The organism is Pseudomonas sp. 7-41, assembly GCF_021233075.1.
Taxonomy (GTDB): Bacteria; Pseudomonadota; Gammaproteobacteria; order Pseudomonadales; family Pseudomonadaceae; genus Aquipseudomonas; species Aquipseudomonas veronii.
In genome coordinates this window covers 5247233-5268931 of record NZ_CP089551.1, presented here as the reverse complement: position 1 = coordinate 5268931, position 21699 = coordinate 5247233, and the positions used below count along the sequence as shown (strand labels likewise).

The 21699-nt window shown below is 63.2% G+C and carries 21 protein-coding genes; 18 read left to right on the top strand and 3 right to left on the bottom strand.

The annotated features are described in order from the left end of the window. Positions 1-7: 7 nt before the first annotated feature. The 11 genes from tmk to LQ249_RS23775 all read left to right on the top strand — a co-directional run bounded on the left by tmk (position 8) and on the right by LQ249_RS23775 (position 10291). Complete coding sequence (gene tmk, locus LQ249_RS23825) at positions 8-640, top strand: dTMP kinase (protein WP_046382369.1); 633 nt, start codon at positions 8-10, stop codon at positions 638-640. Further along, positions 633-1622 carry a DNA polymerase III subunit delta' gene (locus LQ249_RS23820; RefSeq protein ID WP_046489299.1) on the top strand — a complete coding sequence of 330 codons (990 nt, stop codon included), beginning with the start codon at positions 633-635 and terminating at the stop codon, positions 1620-1622. Before tmk ends, LQ249_RS23820 begins: the two co-directional genes overlap by 8 nt. Positions 1623-1685: 63 nt before the next feature. Then, the gene (locus LQ249_RS23815; RefSeq protein WP_046382371.1) at positions 1686-2471 is read left to right on the top strand and encodes a TatD family hydrolase; all 786 of its coding nucleotides are present in this window, start codon (positions 1686-1688) and stop codon (positions 2469-2471) included. A gap of 445 nt (positions 2472-2916) precedes the next feature. Beyond that, complete coding sequence (locus LQ249_RS23810; protein ID WP_046382372.1) at positions 2917-3585, top strand: TetR/AcrR family transcriptional regulator; 669 nt, start codon at positions 2917-2919, stop codon at positions 3583-3585. 114 nt (positions 3586-3699) lie between these two features. Then, complete coding sequence (locus tag LQ249_RS23805) at positions 3700-4668, top strand: GTP 3',8-cyclase MoaA (RefSeq protein WP_046382373.1); 969 nt, start codon at positions 3700-3702, stop codon at positions 4666-4668. A gap of 184 nt (positions 4669-4852) precedes the next feature. Then, positions 4853-5458, top strand: a complete 606-nt coding sequence (locus tag LQ249_RS23800; RefSeq protein WP_046382374.1) for a DUF4823 domain-containing protein — start codon at positions 4853-4855, stop codon at positions 5456-5458. Positions 5459-5474: 16 nt separating this feature from the next. Beyond that, positions 5475-6035, top strand: a complete 561-nt coding sequence (locus LQ249_RS23795) for a DUF1285 domain-containing protein (protein ID WP_046489303.1) — start codon at positions 5475-5477, stop codon at positions 6033-6035. 69 nt (positions 6036-6104) lie between these two features. Then, a complete protein-coding gene (locus tag LQ249_RS23790; protein WP_046382376.1) occupies positions 6105-6818 on the top strand; it encodes a GntR family transcriptional regulator in 714 nt (237 codons plus the stop codon). Then, the gene (locus LQ249_RS23785; protein WP_046382377.1) at positions 6815-7846 is read left to right on the top strand and encodes an ADP-ribosylglycohydrolase family protein; all 1032 of its coding nucleotides are present in this window, start codon (positions 6815-6817) and stop codon (positions 7844-7846) included. Before LQ249_RS23790 ends, LQ249_RS23785 begins: the two co-directional genes overlap by 4 nt. 68 nt (positions 7847-7914) lie before the next feature. Continuing rightward, positions 7915-9381 (top strand): purine-cytosine permease family protein, encoded by a 1467-nt coding sequence (locus tag LQ249_RS23780; protein ID WP_232565943.1) that lies wholly within the window; start codon positions 7915-7917, stop codon positions 9379-9381. Beyond that, complete coding sequence (locus LQ249_RS23775; RefSeq protein ID WP_232565942.1) at positions 9374-10291, top strand: PfkB family carbohydrate kinase; 918 nt, start codon at positions 9374-9376, stop codon at positions 10289-10291. The genes LQ249_RS23780 and LQ249_RS23775 overlap by 8 nt, the downstream gene beginning before the upstream one ends. 90 nt (positions 10292-10381) lie before the next feature. Here the strand turns inward: LQ249_RS23775 and LQ249_RS23770 are convergent, their stop codons facing one another. Further along, on the bottom strand, positions 10382-11578 hold the full coding sequence (locus tag LQ249_RS23770; protein ID WP_232565941.1) for an MFS transporter: 1197 nt from the start codon (positions 11576-11578) through the stop codon (positions 10382-10384). Between the two features lie 190 nt (positions 11579-11768). Between LQ249_RS23770 and LQ249_RS23765 the strand changes: the two genes are divergently transcribed. From LQ249_RS23765 to LQ249_RS23740, 6 genes are all read left to right on the top strand, one after another. Then, a complete protein-coding gene (locus tag LQ249_RS23765) occupies positions 11769-12248 on the top strand; it encodes a GNAT family N-acetyltransferase (protein WP_057005494.1) in 480 nt (159 codons plus the stop codon). 154 nt (positions 12249-12402) lie between these two features. Further along, entirely contained in the window at positions 12403-13224 is an 822-nt protein-coding gene (locus LQ249_RS23760) for an SDR family oxidoreductase (RefSeq protein WP_046382383.1), read from the top strand. A 38-nt stretch (positions 13225-13262) separates the two neighbouring features. Further along, the gene (locus LQ249_RS23755) at positions 13263-14249 is read left to right on the top strand and encodes a substrate-binding domain-containing protein (RefSeq protein ID WP_046489315.1); all 987 of its coding nucleotides are present in this window, start codon (positions 13263-13265) and stop codon (positions 14247-14249) included. Then, positions 14246-15745, top strand: coding sequence for an L-arabinose ABC transporter ATP-binding protein AraG (araG, locus tag LQ249_RS23750; protein WP_057006138.1), 1500 nt, complete (start codon positions 14246-14248; stop codon positions 15743-15745). The genes LQ249_RS23755 and araG overlap by 4 nt, the downstream gene beginning before the upstream one ends. Positions 15746-15764: 19 nt before the next feature. Then, on the top strand, positions 15765-16730 hold the full coding sequence (araH, locus tag LQ249_RS23745; RefSeq protein WP_090234700.1) for an L-arabinose ABC transporter permease AraH: 966 nt from the start codon (positions 15765-15767) through the stop codon (positions 16728-16730). A 188-nt stretch (positions 16731-16918) separates the two neighbouring features. Then, positions 16919-17722, top strand: a complete 804-nt coding sequence (locus LQ249_RS23740; RefSeq protein ID WP_046489321.1) for an IclR family transcriptional regulator — start codon at positions 16919-16921, stop codon at positions 17720-17722. On the opposite strand, the gene LQ249_RS23735 is transcribed toward LQ249_RS23740, so the two are convergent. After that, positions 17723-18775 carry an NAD(P)-dependent alcohol dehydrogenase gene (locus LQ249_RS23735; RefSeq protein WP_017848523.1) on the bottom strand — a complete coding sequence of 351 codons (1053 nt, stop codon included), beginning with the start codon at positions 18773-18775 and terminating at the stop codon, positions 17723-17725. Between the two features lie 181 nt (positions 18776-18956). Here LQ249_RS23735 and LQ249_RS23730 point away from each other — a divergent pair, with 181 nt between their 5' ends. Continuing rightward, the gene (locus LQ249_RS23730; RefSeq protein WP_046382388.1) at positions 18957-19850 is read left to right on the top strand and encodes an AraC family transcriptional regulator; all 894 of its coding nucleotides are present in this window, start codon (positions 18957-18959) and stop codon (positions 19848-19850) included. Positions 19851-20030: 180 nt separating this feature from the next. Here the strand turns inward: LQ249_RS23730 and LQ249_RS23725 are convergent, their stop codons facing one another. Next, on the bottom strand, positions 20031-21695 hold the full coding sequence (locus tag LQ249_RS23725; protein WP_017848521.1) for an electron transfer flavoprotein-ubiquinone oxidoreductase: 1665 nt from the start codon (positions 21693-21695) through the stop codon (positions 20031-20033). Between the last annotated feature and the right edge of the window lie 4 nt (positions 21696-21699).

Here is a 21699-nt window from a genome sequence, read left to right as displayed (position 1 = left end):
ACTGCCTGTGACTGGCTTGTTTATTACCCTGGAAGGCCCGGAAGGCGCCGGCAAAAGCACCAACCGCGATTACCTGGCCGAGCGTTTGCGCGCTGCGGGCGTCGAGGTGGTGCTGACCCGCGAGCCCGGTGGTACGCCATTGGCCGAGCGCATCCGTGAAGTGCTGCTGGCCCCAGGTGAAGAACAGATGAACCCGGACACCGAGCTGCTGCTGGTGTTCGCCGCACGCGCCCAGCACCTGGCCGAAGTGATTCGCCCGGCGCTGGCCCGCGGCGCCGTGGTGATTTGTGACCGTTTCACCGATTCCACCTATGCCTACCAAGGCGGTGGCCGCGGCCTGTCCCAGGCGCGCATCGCCACCCTGGAGACCTTCGTCCAGGGCGATTTGCGTCCCGACCTGACCCTGGTGTTCGACCTGCCGGTGGAAGTCGGTCTGGCCCGTGCCAGTGCGCGTGGCCGCCTGGACCGCTTCGAACTGGAAGGCCAGGCGTTTTTCAACGCCGTGCGCAGCGCATTCCTTGCCCGGGCCAAGGCCGAGCCGGCGCGTTACTACCTGTTGGACGCCGCCCAGCCGCTAGCCCAGGTGCAGCAGGCCATCGATGCGCTGCTACCCACATTGCTGGAGCGCGCCCGTGGCTGAAGCCTACCCTTGGCAGGACAGTCTCTGGCAGCAACTGGCGGGACGTGCCCAGCACGCTCATGCCTACTTGTTGCACGGCCCGGCGGGTATCGGTAAGCGCGCACTCGCCGAACGCCTGATGGCCAGCCTGCTGTGCCAACGTCCGGTCAACCTGGAAGCCTGCGGCGTGTGCAAGTCCTGCCTGCTGCTCAAGGCCGGCAGCCACCCGGACAACTACCTGCTGGAACCCGAGGAAGCGGACAAGGCGATCAAGGTCGACCAGGTGCGTGACCTCGTCAGCTTCGTGGTGCAAACCGCGCAGATGGGCGGGCGCAAGGTCGTACTGATCGAGCCGGTGGAGGCGATGAACATCAACGCGGCCAACGCCTTGCTCAAAAGCCTCGAAGAACCTTCCGGCGATACCGTGCTGTTGCTGGTCAGCCACCAGTCCAGCCGCTTGTTGCCGACCATTCGCAGCCGTTGCGTGCAGCAGGCGTGCCCATTGCCCAGCGAGGCGATGAGCCTGCAATGGCTGGAACAGGCTTTGCCGGACTGTTCCGAAGCCGAACGCGTCGAGTTGCTGACCCTGGCCGCCGGCTCCCCCCTGGCCGCCGTGAAGCTGCAGGCCCAGGGCGTGCGCGAGCAACGCGCGCTGGTGGTGGACGGGGTGAAAAAGCTGCTCAAGCAGGAGTTGTCCGCCACCCAGTTGGCGGAAACCGCCTGGAAGGACATCCCCTTGCTGCTGCTGTTCGACTGGTTCTGCGACTGGTCGAGCCTGATCCTGCGCTACCAGTTGACCCAGGATGAAAATGGCCTGGGCCTGCCGGACATGCGCAAGGTCGTGCAATACCTCGCGCAGAAAAGCGCACAGGACAAGGTGCTGAATATCCAGGACTGGATTCTCGCCCAGCGCCAGAAGGTCCTCGGCAAGGCCAACCTCAACCGCGTGCTGTTGCTCGAAGCGCTGCTGGTGCAGTGGGTCGGTTTGCTCGGCCGGCGTTAATTTCCGTGGCCGACGGGTGTATCGTCGGCCAGATCCTTCCCGTGATTGAAGTTGTCATTTCCTATGCTCGTAGATTCCCATTGCCACCTTGATCGCCTCGACCTCGCCCAACACGGCGGTTCCCTCGACGCCGCCCTGGAAGCGGCCCGCCAGCGTGGGGTCGGGCACTTCCTGTGCATCGGCGTCAGCGCCGACAATGCGGCCGACGTCAAAGCCCTCGCGGATCGCTACGCGGACGTGGATTGCTCGGTGGGTATCCACCCGCTGGACCTCAAGCCTGGCGAAGCTCCGGCCCTCGACTGGTTGCTCGGCGAACTCAACCACCCACGGGTGGTGGCGATTGGTGAAACCGGCCTGGACTATCACTACGAGCCCGAAGCCGCGCTATTGCAGCAAGCGTCGTTCCGCCTGCACCTGCACGCCGCCGAGCAGACCGGCAAACCGGTCATCGTCCACACCCGCGGCGCCCGCGCCGACACCCTGAGCCTGCTGCGCGAAGCCGCATTGCCCCAGGCCGGCGTGCTGCATTGCTTCACCGAAGACTGGGACATGGCCAAGGCGGCCCTCGACCTGGGGTTCTACATTTCCCTGTCGGGCATCGTCACCTTTCGCAATGCCGATGCCCTGCGTGACGTGGCGCGACAAGTGCCGGCCGACCGGCTGCTGGTGGAAACCGACTCGCCGTACCTGGCGCCGATTCCCCATCGCGGCAAGCCGAACCTGCCGGAGTATGTGCGTGACGTGGCGGATTACCTGGCGATGCTACGCGGTGAATCCTACGAACGCTTTGCCGAACAGACCACCGAGAACTTCAAGCGCCTGTTCCCGCTGGCGCACGTCGCGGGTTGACGCGACCAAATCCGAGGCAAAAAAAACCCGGGTTCTGGGGGGGGAATCCGGGTTAAGACCATTAGGAGTAAAACAAGGGCACGCAGTCCGTCGGTACCCAGGTCGACGCTTCACTTGGGGGAGATGTCGCGCCGACAGTTGAAGTATTGATCAGTATCCGATTCAGTCCAGTCGCGTCTGGTCGTTTTTTAAACAGATTTGGAATACGCGCGCTTCGCTTGAGTTCTCATTGAGCGGATGTACAGGCGTAGACGTCACGTATTATTTCTGACTGAACGCCATGAATTCGTCGGCATGCTGAAAGTAATGTGTGTGAGCGGTTCACATAAGCGTTGCCCAACGACCGTTCAGTCGGGATAATCCCTCGTACCGGGTAAATCGTATCGCCACGTCTCCTTGGCCCTGCGCAACCCTCCCTATACCGACCTCTGCAGACCTTTTCCTCATGCAAAAAGAACCCCGTAAGGTCCGTGAGTTTCGCCGCCGCGAGCAGGAAATTCTCGACACCGCCCTCAAGTTGTTCCTCGAACAAGGTGAAGACAGCGTTACCGTCGAGATGATCGCGGATGCCGTAGGTATCGGCAAAGGCACCATCTACAAGCACTTCAAGTCCAAGGCCGAGATCTACCTGCGCCTGATGCTCGACTACGAGCGCGACCTGAACGAGCTGCTGCATTCGGCCGATGTGGACAAGGACAAGGAAGCCCTGTCGCGGGCCTACTTCGAGTTCCGCATGCGTGACCCGCAGCGCTACCGCCTGTTCGACCGCCTGGAAGAGAAGGTGGTCAAGGGCCATCAGGTGCCGGAAATGGTCGAGGAGTTGCACAAGATCCGCGCCTCGAACTTCGAACGCCTGACCCTGCTGATCAAGGGCCGCATCAGCGAAGGCAAGCTGGAAGACGTGCCGCCGTACTTCCACTACTGCGCCGCCTGGGCGTTGGTGCATGGCGCAGTGGCGCTGTACCACTCGCCGTTCTGGAGCAATGTATTGGAAGATCAGGAAGGTTTCTTCCAGTTCCTGATGGACATCGGCGTGCGTATGGGCAACAAGCGCAAGCACAGCAGCGAGCTGCCACCCGTTGACGCTGCACCTGCTGGCACGCCTGCCGCGTAATGATTTGCTGCCAGGTGCAGTAACCCAGGAATATACTCAGGTAAGGCTATTGCTAAAAGCTGATTTATGAGTCAGCTTTTGCTGCGTCTGAATTATCCTCTGCCGGAGTGATCCATGATCGTTGATCGTCAAGGCAGGCGTTTTCGCAATTTGCGGATCAGCCTGACCTCAGCCTGCAATTACGCGTGTACCTATTGCGTGCCTAACGGCAAGCGGCTGGTGGCTGCCCAGGACGAACTCTCGGCCGAGGCCATGGCCCGTGGCGTGGCTTACCTGATCGAAGCCGCCGGTATCGAGCGCCTGCGCATCACCGGTGGTGAGCCGTTGGTCAGCCCCAAGCTGGAAGCCTTCATGGGCGCCGTGGGCGGGATGGGCCTCAGTGAGATCAGCCTGACCACCAACGGCCAACTGCTGGCGCGCAAACTGCCGCTGCTGGTGGACGCCGGCATTCGGCGCATCAACGTGTCCCTCGACACGCTGAACGCCGAGGCCTTTCGCAGCATCGCCCGTGGCGGCGACCTGGCCACGGTGCTCGATGGCATGGACCAGGCGCGCGCGGCCGGGATCAAGATCAAGGTGAATATGGTGCCGTTGCGCGGCCAGAACCTCGATCAGGTGATGCCGCTGCTCGACTATTGCCTGGAACGGGGCTATGAGCTGCGCTTTATCGAACTGATGCGAATGGGCCACCTGGCCAAGGACTCCAATGCCTTCCTGCAGCAATTCGTCAGCCTTCAGCAACTGCTGAGCCTGATCGGCGAACACCACGAATACCTGCAAGCCAACGCTCCCGTGGACGCCACGGCGGTGCGCTACGAAGTGCCGGGCAAGGGTTTCTTTGGGGTGATCGCCAACGAAAGCGTGCCGTTCTGCCGCACCTGTTCACGGTTGCGGCTGTCGTCCACCGGTTGGTTGCATGGCTGCCTGTCGTCGAGCAATCGTCACTATGTCGGCGACCTGCTGGATAAACCGCGCCACCAGGCGCTGCCGGCCTTGCAAGGCTTGCTGATGAAGGCCTTGGGCGACAAACAGGAAGTGGCGTTCTCCGGTGGTGCGACCATCATGAAAATCATCGGCGGCTAACCCGGTTTTCAAGATTGCGCACAATCCAGTGTGGGAAGGGGCTTGCCCCCGATTGCAATGTGTCAGTCCCCGATAATCTGACCGACTCGCCGCAATCGGGAGCAAGCCCCCTCCCCAAATGGCGCGGATTCTGCATCTCATGCCCATTCGCCGGTTTTCCGTCACCGGCTTCTGGAGGATTAGGATGCGTAGTCTGGTTTTGTTGCTGGCGTCGTTGACGCTGAGTGGTTGCATGACCGTCAGCGATATGGCCGAAGGCACCCGTTATCAGATGAGCGACGCCGGGTTGCTGGACCACAGCGACACCCGGCGCTCCGCGTCGATTCGCGTGCAGCCGGACTCCTTTGTCTTCATCGCCCAGGGCGCCTTCGTGCCGCCCGGCAGCGCCTATCCGCGCCCGAACGTGGTCGCCGAAGAAGCTTTCAACGGCTTCGTCGAATACTTCCCCATGGTGCGCCGCGCCCGCCAGCCCGAAAGCCTCGAACAAGCCATGGCCGAAGCCCGTGCGGCCGGCGCTCACTACTTGCTGTACTGCCGCTTCGCCAAGGCGGATGACCGCATCGGCAACGCCGATGAGTGGACCGATCAGCAGGCCCTCGACCGTGTCGGCCTGGACAGCGGCGTTATCCAGATTATGTTGATCGAGACCAGCACCCAGTATTTGATTGATACTGCACGGATTCGCAGTCGTGGCGGTTTACTGACGTTCCACGACAATACGCCCCAAGATCTGATCGCCCGCCCGCTGGCGCAGTACGCCCGAGGCCTGCTGGGCATGAGCGATCAGTAAGCCAGAGGAGAAGCCCATGACCGATTCCGCCAAGGCCAATGATCTATTGGCCCAACTGCCCAAGGGCAAGGGGCCGGCGCCAGTGCATCTGTGGAACCCGGACTTCTGCGGCAACATCGACATGCACATTGCCCGCGACGGCACCTGGTATTACCAGGGCACGCCGATCGGGCGCAAGCCGATGGTCAAGTTGTTCTCCAACATCATCCGCCGCGATGGCGATGAGTACTTTCTGGTCACCCCCGTGGAAAAGGTCGGCATCACCGTCGAGGATGCGCCGTTTGTCGCGGTCACCCTGGAAGTCGAAGGGCAGGGCGAAAGCCAGCGGTTGCGCTTCACCACGCAAGTCGACGAGCAGGTCGAGGCCGATCTTGAACACCCGCTGCGGGTGGTGATCGACCCCGACACCGAGGAGCCTTCGCCCTATCTGCGGGTGCGCGCCAACCTCGAAGCCCTGGTGCATCGCAATGTGTTCTACCAATTGGTCGAGCTGGCGGTGAGCCGTCCGATCGACGGTCAGAACTGGCTCGGCGTGTGGAGCGGCGGGACGTTCTTCCCGATTGGCCTGGAGCCCTGAGAAGGTTTTTTCCTCTCCCTGAAATAATTCGCTTGCTGCAAACGGCTGCTTTCGGTTATCAATTTGTACATGATTAGACATGTCCGATTCGATAAGAAAAAACGCGTCGTCGACGAACTCATCCGCCGTATCGAAGGTGGGGTGATGGCCGATGGTTTCCTGCTGCCGGGTGAGCATCAACTGGCCGAAGAGTTTGCGGTCAGTCGCGGCACGCTGCGCGAAGCCCTGGCCGAGCTCAAGCGCCGCAACTACATCGCCACCCAGGGCGGCGTCGGCTCCATCGTCACCTATGACGGCATGGTGCTCGACCAACGCAATGGCTGGGCCCAGGCCCTGGCCGATACCGGCGCCCTGGTCAGCACCGACATCCTGCGCTTCGAAGCCGTGACCCGCCCGGACCTGTTCAGCCGCTTCGGCAGCGACCAATTCATCGCCCTCGACCGTCGCCGCCGCGCCGCCGATGGCCGCGCCGTGTCTTTGGAGCGCTCGCTGATGCCGGCCTCCGGAGGCCTGGAAGGCTTGCCCCGGGTCGGGCTGATCGACAACTCCCTGACCATCACCCTGGCCGCCTACGGTTACGTCGGCGCCGAAGGCGATCAATGGATCGGCGCCGAGCCTCTGACCGATGAAGACGCCGAGCTGCTCGAGCGCCCGGTGGGCACGGTGTTTCTCAAGGCGTCGCGCACCACTTACGACCGGCGCGAACGCTTCATGGAATACGTGGAGAGTCTGCTCGACCCGCTGCATTTTCGTCTGCACTTGCAGTTTGGCGCGACGAAATGAGCGCGCACAATCGTGCCCTCGGTGCCTTCTACGGTCTGGCGTTGGGCGATGCCTTGGGCATGCCCACCCAGTCTTTGAGCCGCGAGCAGGTCCGGGCGCGCTTCGGTGCCATCACCGGCCTGGAAGATGCCGACGCCGACCAACCCATCGCACCGAACATGCCCGCCGGCTCCATCACCGATGACACCGAGCAGGCGATCCTCGTCGGCGAGTTGCTGGTGGAAGGCCAGGGCACGATCGAGCCGAGCGTACTTGCGCGACGCCTGATCGACTGGGAAGCGCGAATGCGCGCCAAAGGCTCCCAGGACCTGCTGGGCCCGTCGACCAAGCGCGCCATCGACATGATCCTCGCCGGGCATACGCCTGAAGAGTCCGGGCGCTACGGCACCACCAACGGCGCGGCGATGCGTATCGCGCCGGTGGGGATTGCCGCCGATGTCAGCGACCCCGCGCCGTTCATCCGTGCGGTGATCCAGGCGTGCCAGGTGACCCACAACACCAGCCTCGGCATCTCCAGTGCCGCGGCAGTGGCGGCAGTGGTCTCGGCCGGGATCAACGGCGCGGACCTGGGCGCAGCGCTGAACATCGGCAGCCAGATCGCCCAGCAGGCCGAACGCCATGGACACTGGGTGGCCGGCGGCCGTATTGCCACGCGCATCGGTTGGGCGCGGACCTTGAGCGTCGCCAGTGGCGACAAGGCGCTGTTCGCCGACTTGCTCTATGAATTGATTGGCACCTCGGTCGCTTCCCAGGAATCGGTGGTGGTCTCGTTCGCCCTCGCGCAGCAAGTGGCGGTGGGCGAGATGAACGCCTTCGAGGCCTTGTGCGTGGCCGCCAGCCTGGGCGGCGACACCGACACCATCGCCGCGATCCTCGGCGCGATGCTGGGCGCGTGCCTGGGGATGCAATGCTGGCCGGCGGCGATGATCGAACAGGTCCAGCGGGTCAACGGGCTGGCGTTGCAGCCGTTGGTTGAAGGGCTGCTCAGCTTGCGCCAGGCGCTACAGGCCAGCGCGCTCGCGCACTGACCGAGTCAACATTGCGATTTGCGAATTTGCCACAACCCTAACAATACCGGCACCAGGAGCACCCGCACATGAGTACGTCCACTTCCGGCCCAAGCGCCGGGCGCTTGGAAACGCGCGGCATCGAACCGGTCCCCGAAGGCGAGTGCCACGGCCATCCGCTGCAACTGTTCTGGGTGTGGTTCGCCGCGAACATCAGCATCCTGGGGTTGCCGCTGGGCGCCACCCTGGTTGCATTTCGCGGCCTGGCCATCTGGCAGGCGGTCATCGTCGCCATCCTCGGTGCCGCCGGCTCCTTCGCGGTGGTGGGCATTATCTCGATCGCCGGGCGGCGCGGGCGTGCGCCGAGCCTGACGCTGTCTCGCGCCATCTTCGGCGTGCGCGGCAATATCGGGCCGACGTTGGTGTCGCTGATGTCGCGGCTCGGTTGGGAGACCGTCAACACCACCACTGCTGCGTTCGTGCTGCTGTCGTTGTGTACGCTGCTGTTCAACACCCCGGTCGCGGCGAAAAGTGCGCCGCTGCTGACGCTGCTGTTCATCGCCATTTTCGTACTGCTGACCCTGGCCGTTTCCGGCCTGGGCCATGCGACTTTGCTGGTGATCCAGAAGTGGGCGACCTACGTATTCGGCGCCTTGAATCTCCTGGTCGGCGGCTTCCTCTGCGCCACCATCGACTGGAGCGCAGTGTTCAACGCCACCCCGGCGCCCTTGAGCGCGATGCTCATCGGCATCGGCACCATGGCCGCCGGCACCGGGATCGGCTGGGCCAACGCCGGCGCCGACATGTCGCGCTACCAACACCGCAGCGTCACGGCCGTGCGCCTGGTGGCGTCTGCCGCGTTTGGCGCGGGCATTCCACTGGTGCTGCTGATCACCCTCGGCGGCCTGCTGTCGGTGGGCAACAACGACCTGGCGGCGGCGACCGACCCGATCGTCGCGATCCGCGACATGCTGCCCACCTGGATGGCCGTGCCGTACCTGATCACCGCGTTTGGCGGGCTGTTGCTGTCGAATAACCTGTCGGTGTATTCGGCCGGCCTCACTACCTTGACCCTCGGTTTGAAGGTCAAGCGCGTGTACGCGGTGATCGTCGATATCGTGGCGATCTTCGCCGGTTCCATCTACTTCATGCTGATCGCCGACAGTTTCTACGGCCCGTTCATCACCTTCATCTCGTTGCTGGCGGTGCCGATCACCGCGTGGGTGGGGATCTTCGTGGTCGACCTGATTCACCGTCATTACTACAGCCCCGACGACCTGCTGAACGTCAGCCCAAGCAGTGCCTACTGGTATCGCGGCGGCGTGGAATGGCGCGCGTTGGGGGCGTGGGCCGTGGCGATCGGGCTGGGGTTCAGTTTCACTACCATCGGCACCACCGCCGACAACATCTGGTTCGCCGGGCCGTTGTCCGATTCCTGGCTGGGCCACAACGGCCTGGGCTGGATCGTGACTTTCGTGGTGGCCGGCGGGATATATGCGTTGCTCGGCGGCGCGGCTGACCGGCGTCCGGCATTGGTCGAGCGTGCCAATGCCTAGGTTGCTGCACACCGGCCAGGTCATCGTCGACCTGGTCATGGCCCTCGATCAATTGCCGGCGAGCGGCGGCGACGTGCTGGCACAATCGGCCCGTTTCGAAGCCGGCGGCGGTTTTAATGTGATGGCGGCGGCGCGGCGCAACGGCTTGCCGGTAGTCTACCTGGGGCGCCACGGCAGCGGCCGTTTCGGCGACCTGGCCCGTGCGGCGATGCACGCCGAAGGCATCGACATCGCGCTGCCCGCCAGCGCAGGCAAGGACACCGGCCTGTGCGTGGCGCTGACTGAAGCCAGCAGCGAGCGCACCTTCATCTCCCATCTGGGCGCCGAGGGCGAGCTGAGCGCCGAGGACTTGGCCAACGTCGCGCCACGTGCCGATGACTACGTGTACGTGAGTGGCTACAGCCTGCTTCTCGACGGCAAGGCCCAGGCGCTGATCGACTGGCTACTGGCGCTGCCACGGGCGATTACGGTGGTGTTCGACCCGGGCCCGCTGGTCAAGGCGCCCGATTCGGCGTTGATGCGCGCGCTGCTGCCGCGTATCGACATCTGGACCAGCAACGGCCCGGAAGTCCTGGCGTTCACCGGCGCGGCGGATATGGCCGAGGCGCTGATCAAGCTCAACCGGTATCTGCCCGCCGACACACTGCGGGTGGTGCGCGATGGGCCGAACGGTTGCTGGGTCGGGCGGGCGAATGCGCTTGAGCCTGTGCCCGGCTTCAAGGTGCAGGCGGTCGACAGCAATGGCGCGGGAGATGCCCACGCCGGCGTGTTCATCGCCGGTTTGGCCAATGGTTTGAAACCGCTCGACGCGGCGTGCCGTGCCAATGCGGCGGCAGCCCTGGCGGTGACGCGCTGGGGGCCGGCGACTGCTCCCGACGCCGCGGAAGTCGACGCATTCCTCGCTGGATAAGCCCCCGCATTTTGAGCGGTGTTCGCCTGGCTATCGATGCGCGGGTCGGCGCCGTTGTCGATGATCGCGCCTGGATGCCGACGAGCGCTATCAGGACACCTGTAAGGTTTTGTGCGCCGCGAGCTGGCGCGCTATCAGGCGTGCCACGGTGATCATCCAGTTCAGTGCAGCGATGGCCAGTACGCCCATCATCAATGTCGACAGGCCGTAGTCGACGATGATCCTGCCCGCCAGCCAGGGAAACCCGAAGACGCCGACAAAATACGCCAGGCTGAACAGCAGCAACGCCTGGGACGTCGTGCCGGACGGCGCTTCGTGGGCGACCAGCCCATTGATCACCGAATACGTCAGGCCGTAACCCACCCCCAGCGTGGCAGCCGCCAGCAGGTAGCTGAGGTTACCGCTCACACCAAAAGCAAACAGTGCAATCGAGCCGAGCATGATCCCGGACAACACACAGGCGGCCCGGTAGGCATCACGCTTGACCACGAAGCCGGCGATCAACAGACGGCTGGTGATCGCGGCGCTCAGGAACCCCGCGAAGAACAGCGAATAATCCAACCCATGCGCGGCCGCGTAGCTGGTCTGGAACGATGAAAGCCCGCCAAACACGCAACCGCCCAGGCCGACCATGAGGATGGCGAACGCCGCCCTGGACGACAGCACCCGGCGGCTGGCGGCCAGGGAAATCCTCGACGTCGGCGCATTCGCATGGTGCTTGAGTTGTGCGCCCAATCGCCAGAACATCAGCACCCCAACGAGGCTGGCGGCCCCAGCGATATAGAAGGCGGTCGTCAGGGGCAGGTCCAGCGCACTGGTGGCTCGTCCGAGCAAGGGCCCGGAACCGATCCCGCTCAACATGCTGCCCGACAGCAGCGCAAAGTACTTGGCCCGCTGCCTGGGCTCGACCAGCAAGGTCACGATGATCGGGCCCAGCGTGTAGAACACGCCCCAACCCAAGCCGAGGGCCAGCCCGAACAGCATCAAGCCTTGGCCAAACCCCGGCGTCAGGGCAAAACCGAGGCAGGCCACCACCAGCAACACGCCCATTCCCGCAATCGCCCGCGCCGCGCCCACTGCATCGGCCAAATGCCCGGAGAGCACTACCGCGACGAAGGTACTGAGCATCGCCGTGGAAATCACACTGCCGGCGTCATGCTCATTCCCACCGCGCGAGTGAATCAGCAACGACAGCAGAAACGTCGAGCCGTAGGACAAGGACAACAGGAAGCTGGCCAGGCAAAACAGGACGAATAGTTTTCCGCCCACCGGAGGTGTGGAGTTCATGAGCACGCCTTGGAATCATTGGAGTTATGGCCACGTTCTACCATGCGTGTCAGGGCGGATTGTTCTGTGGTTGCTGGTGCTTGCTTTAGCCCGCAACGGAGTAAGGTGGCCTGGCGATCCCGAAATTGCACTGCAATCTGTCATCAAACCGTCTTAGTATGTGGCCTTTGAATTTGCCCAAGGCGCGCCCATGACCATCGAGATTCGCCCCGCCGTGCCCAGCGATGCTGCGCAGATCCTGACTTTCATCACCGAGCTTGCCGAGTTTGAAAAAGCCCGTCATGAAGTGATCGCCAGTGTGGCGGATATCGAGCGCAGCCTGTTCAGCGAAGGCGCCACCGCCCACGGGCTGATCTGCCTGCGCGACGGTTTGCCCATCGGCTTCGCGGTGTTCTTTTTCAGCTATTCCACCTGGCTGGGCAGCAACTGCCTGTACCTCGAAGACCTCTACATCAACCCCGAGCAACGCGGCGGCGGGGCCGGCAAGAAGTTGCTGCGCCACCTGGCGAAGATCGCCTGCGACAACGGTTGCGGGCGGTTCGAATGGAGCGTGCTGGATTGGAACGAACCGGCGATTGCTTTCTACAAATCCATCGGCGCCCAGCCCCAGGAAGAGTGGGTGCGCTACCGCATGGAGGGCGATGCGCTGCGGGATTTCGCCCAGGGCTGATCAAGTACCCGGTGAAAACCGGCGTCCAGACGCCGGTTTTTTTATATGCATTCTCACTATATGGGATGTAAATTTATATATTGAGATATTTAAAGGTCTGGGTTTATAGTCGGCTGCATCAGCACTCACTACCAAAAATAAAACAGGTGAAGCGATGCAGGCACAACCTCTGTCACTCCCCGCCGTGCCCGAACCGACTTATGGCGAGCGGCTCAAGCACAAGGTGGTGATCGTCACCGGCGCGGCCCAAGGCATTGGCGAGGCGATCGTGGCCTGCTTCCAGGCGCAGCAGGCACGTTTGGTGATCGCCGATATCCAGGGCGAAAAGGTCGAGCAAGTCGCCGCCCACTGGCGCGAACGCGGCGCCGAGATCTACGCGCAACCGGTCGACATCACGTCCCAGGCGCAATGGCAGGCGCTGGTCAACCTGGCCATCGAGCGCTTCGGCCGTGTCGATGTGCTGGTCAACTGCGCCGGGGTCAACGTGTTCCGCGACCCGTTGCAGATGACCGACGAAGACTGGCGGCGCTGCTTCGCCATCGACCTCGACGGCGCCTGGTATGGCTGCCGCACGGTGTTGCCGCACATGATCGAGCAGGGCATCGGCAACATCATCAACATCGCCTCGACCCATTCCAGCCACATCATTCCCGGTTGTTTTCCCTACCCCGTCGCCAAACACGGCCTGCTCGGCCTGACCCGCGCCCTCGGCATCGAATACGCGCCCAAGGGCATCCGCGTAAATGCCATCGCCCCGGGTTATATCGAAACCCAACTCAACGTCGACTACTGGAACACTTTCCCCGACCCCCACGCCGAGCGCCAGCGCGCGTTCGACCTGCACCCGCCCAAGCGCATCGGCCAGCCTGTGGAGGTGGCGATGAGCGCGCTGTTTCTGGCCACCGATGAGGCGCCCTTTATCAACGCCACCTGCCTGATGATCGATGGCGGACGGTCGGTGATGTACCACGACTAGAACTTGTCACTCTCCAATAACAACAAGAGGTGCCGTTCATGAAAAAAACACTCCGCGTACTCGCCGCCGCCATTGCGTTAAGCGGCTTCAGCAGCCTGGCCGTTGCCGAACCCGTAAAAATCGGCTTCCTGGTCAAACAAGCCGAAGAACCCTGGTTCCAGACCGAATGGGCCTTCGCCGAAAAAGCCGGCAAGGAACATGGTTTCACTGTGATCAAGATCGCCGTGCCCGACGGCGAGAAGACCCTCTCGGCCATCGACAGCCTGGCCGCCAACGGCGCCAAGGGCTTTGTGATCTGCCCGCCGGACGTGTCCCTCGGCCCGGCCATTGTCGCCAAGGCCAAGGTCAACGGCTTGAAAGTCATGGCCGTGGATGATCGTTTCGTCGACGCGAAGGGCAATTTCATGGAAGACGTGCCGTACCTGGGCATGGCCGCGTTCGAAGTCGGCCAGAAGCAAGGCGCGGCGATGGCCGCCGAGGCGAAGAAACGCGGTTGGGACTGGAAGGATACCTACGCGGTGATCAACACCTTCAACGAACTCGACACCGGTAAAAAACGCACCGACGGTTCGATCAAATCCCTCGAAGAAGCCGGCATCCCCAAAGACCATATCCTCACCGCCGCGCTCAAGACCCTCGACGTGCCCGGCAGCATGGACGCCACCAACTCGGCGCTGGTCAAGCTGCCCAGCGGCGCGAAGAACCTGATCATCGGCGGCATGAACGACAACACCGTGCTCGGCGGCGTGCGCGCCACCGAAAGCGCCGGCTTCAAAGCCGCCAACGTGATCGGCATCGGCATCAACGGCACCGACGCCATCGGCGAGTTGAAGAAAGCCAACAGCGGCTTCTTCGGTTCGATGCTGCCCAGCCCGCACATCGAGGGCTACAACACCGCGCTGATGATGTACGAGTGGGTCACCACCGGTAAGGAACCGCCGAAGTACACCGCGATGGACGAAGTGACGCTGATCACCCGCGCCAACTTCCAGGAAGAACTGACCAAGATCGGGCTGTGGAAATGACCGCAGCGGCACTGCGCTTTGACGGCATCGGCAAAACCTTCCCCGGGGTCAAGGCGTTGGACAACATCAGTTTCACCGCCCACCCGGGGCAGGTCCACGCGTTGATGGGCGAGAACGGCGCGGGCAAGTCGACGCTGCTGAAGATCCTCGGCGGCGCCTACATCCCGAGCAGCGGCAGCGTGCAGATCGGCGCGCAGACCATGGCCTTCAAATGCGCGGCCGACAGCATTGCCAGCGGCGTCGCGGTGATCCACCAGGAGCTGCATCTGGTGCCGGAAATGAGCGTCGCCGAGAACCTGTTCCTCGGGCATTTGCCGGCGCGTTTCGGCGTGGTCAACCGCAGCCAGCTGCGCCAGCGGGCGCTGGCGTGCCTCAAGGGCCTGGCCGATGAAATCGACCCGCAGGAAAAGCTCGGGCGCCTGTCCCTGGGCCAGCGCCAACTGGTGGAAATCGCCAAGGCGCTGTCGCGGGGCGCGCATGTGATTGCCTTCGATGAACCGACCAGCAGCCTGTCGGCCCGCGAGATCGACCGGCTGATGGCGATCATCACGCGCCTGCGCGACGAGGGCAAAGTGGTGCTGTACGTGTCCCACCGCATGGAAGAAGTGTTCCGCATCTGCGACGCGGTCACGGTGTTCAAGGACGGCCGCTACGTGCGTACCTTCGACGACATGCGTGCGCTGAGTCACGACCAGTTGGTCACCTGCATGGTCGGTCGCGATATCCAGGACATTTACGACTATCGGCCGCGCGAGCACGGCGAGGTGGCGCTCAAGGTCGACGGTTTGCTCGGCCCGGGCTTGCGTGAACCGGTCAGCTTTGAGGTGCGCAAGGGCGAGATCCTCGGCCTGTTCGGCTTGGTCGGCGCCGGGCGCACCGAGCTGTTTCGCCTGCTCAGCGGCTTGCAGCGCGCCACGGCGGGGCAGTTGGAACTGTGCGGGCAAGCGCTGCAATTGCGCTCCCCGCGCGACGCCATCGCCGCCGGCGTGCTGCTGTGCCCGGAGGACCGCAAGAAGGAGGGCATCATCCCGCTGGGCAGCGTGGCGGAGAACATCAACATCAGCGCACGCGGCGCCCATTCCCGGTTCGGCTGGCTGCTGCGCGAGGGCTGGGAGCAGGGCAACGCCGAGCAGCAAATCCGCGGGATGAAGGTCAAGACGCCGAGCGCCGCGCAGAAAATCATGTACCTGTCCGGCGGCAATCAGCAGAAGGCCATTTTGGGCCGCTGGCTGTCGATGCCGATGAAGGTGCTGCTGCTGGACGAGCCGACGCGGGGCATCGACATCGGCGCCAAGTCGGAGATCTACCAGATCATCCATGACCTGGCGGCGAGCGGCATCGCGGTGATTGTGGTGTCCAGCGACTTGATGGAGGTGATGGGGGTTTCCGATCGCATTCTGGTGCTGAGCGAAGGCGCCCTGACCGGTGAATTGAGCCGCGATCACGCGGACGAAGCACGGCTGCTGCAACTGGCACTCCCGCGTTCGCGGGTTTGAAGCATTCGAGGGCACAGGTATGTCTCAAGTAAAAACTGCAAAAAGCTTCTGGCCGGGTTTCAACCAGCGCAAGTTTCTCGATGACTGGGTGATGCTGCTCGCCGCGTTGGGCATCTTTGTGCTCAGCGCGTTGTTTATCGACAACTTCCTCTCGCCGCTGAACATGCGCGGGCTGGGCCTGGCGATTTCCACCGTGGGCATCGCCGCCTGCACCATGCTGTTCTGCCTGGCGTCGGGGCACTTCGACTTGTCGGTGGGCTCGGTGATTGCCTGCGCCGGGGTGGTGGCCGGGATCGTGATCCGCGACACCGACAGCGTGGTGCTCGGTGTGTCGGCAGCCTTGGCCATGGGCCTGGTGGTGGGGCTGATCAATGGCATCGTCATCGCCAAGCTGCGCATCAATGCGTTGATCGCCACCTTGGCGACCATGCAGATCGTGCGCGGCCTGGCCTACATCTTCTCCAACGGCAAAGCGGTCGGCGTGATGGACGAGCGCTTCTTCGTGTTCGGCAACGGCCAACTGTTGGGCGTGCCGGTGCCGATCGTCATCACGGTGCTGTGCTTTGTGTTCTTCGGCTGGCTGCTCAACTACACCACCTACGGGCGCAACACCATGGCCATCGGCGGCAACCAGGAAGCGGCGTTGCTCGCCGGGGTGAATGTCGACCGCACCAAGATCATCATCTTTGCCGTACACGGGTTGATCGGCGCGTTGGCCGGGGTGATCCTCGCGTCACGCATGACCTCGGGCCAGCCGATGATCGGCCAGGGCTTCGAGCTGACGGTGATTTCCGCCTGCGTGCTGGGCGGGGTGTCGCTCAGCGGCGGCATCGGCATGATCCGCCATGTGATCGCTGGGGTGCTGATCCTGGCGATCATCGAGAACGCGATGAACCTGAAGAACATCGACACCTTCTACCAGTACGTGATCCGCGGCTCGATCCTGCTGCTGGCGGTTATTATCGACCGCATGAAGCAGCGCTGAATTCATGCCATGTGAAGATCTAAGTGTGGGAGGGGGCTTGCCCCCGATGGCGGTCTATCAGTAACAGATGTGCAGACTGGCACACCGCTATCGAGGGCAAGCCCCCTCCCACATTTGGATCTCAACTGTATTGAGGTTCGGTATTTGCCATAATGCCGCTCGTTTTCGTACCACCACATAGGCCCGATATGCAGGAAACCGCCCACACCCCCGTCAAAGACGCCGCCCCCACTGGCACCCAGACCTTGCTGCGTGGCTTGGGCGTGGTGCAGGCGGTGGCGGCTGGTGCGCGGGATCTGAAAGAGATCGCCCGGCGCATCGGCACCACCCGCAGCACCACGCACCGCCTGGCCAGTTGCCTGGTGGAGGAGCGCTACCTGCGCGTGGTGCCGCAAGTCGGTTACCTGCTGGGGCCGAAGCTGATCGAGCTGGGGTTTCAGGCGCGCGAAGAGTTGCCGTTGGTGACCCTGGCGGTGCCGTACCTGGATGAGTTGTCGGCGCTGACCGGTGACACCATCCACCTGGCGATTCGCGAAGACGACGACGTGCTCTACCTGCACAAGAACCCCGGGCGCAACGGTCCGGAAATGCGCTCGCGGGTCGGCCACCGCATGCCGCTGGCGCGGACCGGCATCGGCAAGGCGCTGCTGTTGGATGACAGTGTCGAAGAGTGGCAGCGCCTGTACGAAGTCAGCCAGCCGGCGGCAGGGAAACACCTGCAGTGGCCGCAACACCCCGAGCAATCCTGGGCGCAGTTCGAGCAGCGCATGCATGAGTATGTGCTGGGCGGGTATGCATTCGACCTGGAAGACAACGAACCGTCGATCCGCTGCGTGGCGGCACCGGTGCGCGATGCCAGCCGGCGAATCGTCGCCGGCATCAGCATCGCCAGTACCGTGCCCTACATGCCGCTGGAGAAAATGGCCGAGCTGATTCCTGTGATCAAACAGGTTGCGGCGCGGCTGTCCGCGGAGTTGGGCGCGAAGGCCTGATCAGGCCTTCAAGGTCGCCATGTCGATGACAAAGCGGTACTTCACATCGCCGGCGATCATGCGCGTGAACGCCTCGTTGATCTGACGAATGTCGAGCATTTCGATGTCGCAGGTGATGCCATGCTCGGCGCAGAAATCCAGGACTTCCTGGGTTTCTGCGATGCCGCCGATCAGCGAACCGGCGAGCATTTTACGCCCCAGCACCAACTTGGCGGCGTTGACGGGCGGGTCCACCGGCTCGATCAGGCCAACAAGGATATGCACGCCGTCAAAGCGCAGCACATCGAGGTAGGGGTTCAGGTCGTGCTGCACCGGGATGGTGTCCAGCAGGAAGTCGAAGTGCCCGGCGGCGGCTTGCATTTGCGCGGCGTCGGTGGACACGATCACATGATCCGCGCCCTGGCGGCGGCCTTCCTCGGCCTTGCTCGCGGAGCGGGTGAACAGCGTGACTTCGGCGCCCATCGCCTTGGCGAACTTGATGCCCATATGGCCCAGGCCGCCCATGCCGAGAATCCCGACTTTATCGCCGGCCTTCACACCGTAGTGCTTGAGCGGCGAGTAGGTGGTGATGCCGGCGCAGAGGAGCGGTGCGGCGCTGGCCAGGTCGAGCTTGGCCGGGATCTTCACCACAAAGTGTTCGCTGACCACGATGCTGTCGGAGTAGCCGCCCATGGTGTTGCTGCCGTCCACACGGTCCGGGGTGGCGTAGGTCATGGTCGGGCCTTCGAGGCAGTATTGCTCCAGGTCCGCTTGGCAGGCGTCGCAATGGCGGCACGAGTCGACCATGCAGCCGACGCCGACCAGATCACCGACCTTATGCGCGGTGACGCTGGCGCCGACGGCGGTGACTTTGCCGACAATCTCATGGCCCGGCATCAGCGGGTACACGGCGATGCCCCATTCGTTGCGGGCCTGGTGGATGTCAGAGTGGCAGACGCCGCAGTACAGAATTTCGATCGCCACGTCATCGGCGCGCGGGCTGCGGCGTTCAAACGACATGGGGGCGAGGGGAGTGGTGGCCGACTGGGCGGCATAACCGATAGCGGTGTACATGAGTGAACCTCGCAGAAGCAGTGACAAGTGAGGTGGGCCATTTTCCGCGCCGACCCCGGAGGCGGCCATGGCGATTGCTCCGAGTCTCATGCCTATTCGTCCGGCAGTACGCCTGGTTTGGATGCACGGCGCGCCAGACCTGCGATGATGCTCTCATCCCTTATTCGCGAAGTTTTTTGCCATGTTGTTGACCCGCCATCTCGACGCCAACGCCACCCTGGTTTCCTTGATCGAGAGGCTGACGCCCTGCGACGGTTTCTCCCCGACCCACCTGCCGGGCGTGCAGGTGCTGCGCGCCAGTTGCGACGTCGCACGCGGGCCGCAGATCTATGAGCCGAGCCTGATGTTCGTCGCCCAGGGCAGCAAAGTCGCATACCTGGGCCCGCGTACCCTGGAGTACGGCGCGGGGCACTACCTGATCCAGGCGATGCCGGTGCCGTTCGAATGCGAGACGTTCGCCCTGGCGCCCGGCGCACCGCTGCTGGGGGTGACGGTGGGGATTGATCGGGTGGTACTGGGCGAATTGGTGATGGCCATGGGCATGCAGGCCGGGCCGCCGCCGACGGCGCAGACCTTGGAGTCGATGAGTTCGGTGGTGCTGGATGACGCCATGCGCGGTTGCGTCGAGCGCCTGTTGCAATGCCTGCACGATCCGTTGGAAAGCCGGATCATGGGCCCGGCGCGTGTGCGCGAATTACTCTTCACCGCCTTGCGCGGGCCCCAGGCCGATGTGTTGCGGGCGTTGGTGGAACAGCAGGGGCAGTTCTCGCGGATCGCCACCTCGTTGAATCACCTGCATGCTCATTACGCCGAGCCGCTGAATATCGAGACGTTGGCAGGTTACGCGCACATGAGTGCGTCGACTTTTCATGAACACTTCAAGCGCTGCACCTTGTTGTCGCCGGTGCAGTATCTGAAGCGTTTGCGTTTGCTCAAGGCGCAGCAGTTGTTGCTGGTGGAAGGCATGGGCGTGGCACAGGCGGCGCATCGGGTGGGGTATCAGAGTACGTCGCAGTTCAGCCGCGAATATAAGCGCTACTTCGAGCGCAACCCGGGCGAAGAGCGCGCTGCCTGATTCTCCCTGGCTCAACGGGATTAAAAATGTGGGAGGGGGCTTGCCCCCGATGACGGTGGGTCAGCCATCGATGTGCTGACTGTTCCACCGCTATCGGGGGCAAGCCCCCTCCCACATTGAGTTGATGCCAGCCACAAAAAAGGCTCCCGATCTGGGAGCCTCCTGGGTCATGCAACCCTTTTACATATTCGGGTAAGTCGGCCCACCCGCGCCTTCCGGCGTGACCCAGGTGATGTTCTGCGAAGGGTCTTTGATGTCACAGGTCTTGCAGTGTACGCAGTTCTGGGCGTTGATCTGGAAGCGCTTCTCGCCGTCTTCCTTGGTCACCACTTCATACACGCCGGCCGGGCAGTAGCGCTGCGCCGGTTCATCGTAGAGCGGCAGGTTGGTGCCGATCGGGATGCTCGGGTCTTTGAGTTTCAAGTGGCACGGCTGTTCTTCTTCGTGGTTGGTGCCGGAGATGAACACCGAGCTCAGTTTGTCGAAGCTCAGCTTGCCGTCGGGCTTGGGGTAGTCGATCTTCTGGCAGTCCTTGGCCAGCTTGAGGCAGGCGTAGTCCGGCTTGGTGTCGTGCAGGGTGAACGGCATTTTGCCGCCGAGGATGTTCTGGTCGAACCAGTTGAAGCCGGCACCGATGATCGGGCCGAACTTGTGCATCGCCGGGCCGAAGTTACGGGTGGCGAACAGTTCTTCGTAGAGCCAGCTGGCTTTGAACGCGTCGACGTAGTTGGTCAGCTCATCGCCGCCTTCGGCGTCGGCCAACAGGCGCTCGGCCACGGCGTCGGCGGCGAGCATGCCGGACTTCATCGCGGTGTGGCTGCCTTTGATCTTGGCCACGTTCATGGTGCCCAGGTCACAGCCGATCAATGCGCCGCCCTTGAACACCATCTTCGGCAACGAGTTGATGCCGCCCTTGGCCAGCGCGCGCGCGCCGTAGCTGACGCGCTTGCCACCTTCCAGATACTGGGCCAGCACCGGGTGATGCTTGAGGCGCTGGAACTCATCGAACGGCGACAGGAAAGTGTTGCTGTAGGACAGGTCGACGATCAGGCCGACCACCACCTGGTTGTTTTCCAGGTGATAGAGGAACGAGCCACCGGTGTTCTCGTTGCTCATGATGTCCAGCGGCCAACCGGCGGTGTGGACCACCAGGCCGGGTTGATGCTTGGCCGGGTCGATTTCCCAGATTTCCTTCAGGCCGATGCCGTAGTGCTGGGCGTCGGCGTCGCTGTCCAGCTTGAAGCGCTGGATCAGTTGCTTGCCGATATGGCCACGGCAGCCTTCGGCGAACAGCGTGTACTTGCCGCGCAGTTCCATGCCGGGGGTGTAGACGCCTTCCTTCGGCTTGCCTTCGCGGTCGACGCCGAGGTCGCCGGTGATGATCCCGCGCACCACGCCGTTTTCGTCGAACAGCGCTTCCTGCGCGGCGAAGCCTGGGTAGACTTCCACGCCGAGGTTCTCGGCCTGCTGGGCCAGCCAGCGGCACAGGTTGCCCAGGGAGATAATGTAGTTGCCTTCGTTGTGCATGGTCTTGGGCACAAAGAAGTCAGGCACCTTGGTCGAGGTGTCGGCGCTGCGCAGCACATAGATGTCATCGCGCACCACCGGGGTGTTGAGCGGAGCGCCGAGTTCTTTCCAGTCCGGGAACAGTTCGTTCAGGGCGCGTGGTTCGAACACGGCACCGGAAAGGATATGTGCGCCGACCTCGGAGCCTTTCTCGACCACGCAGACGCTGATTTCCTTACCGGCTTCGGCGGCCTTCTGCTTCAGTCGGCAGGCGGCAGACAGGCCCGCCGGGCCAGCGCCGACGATGACCACGTCGAATTCCATGTATTCGCGTTCCACAGGC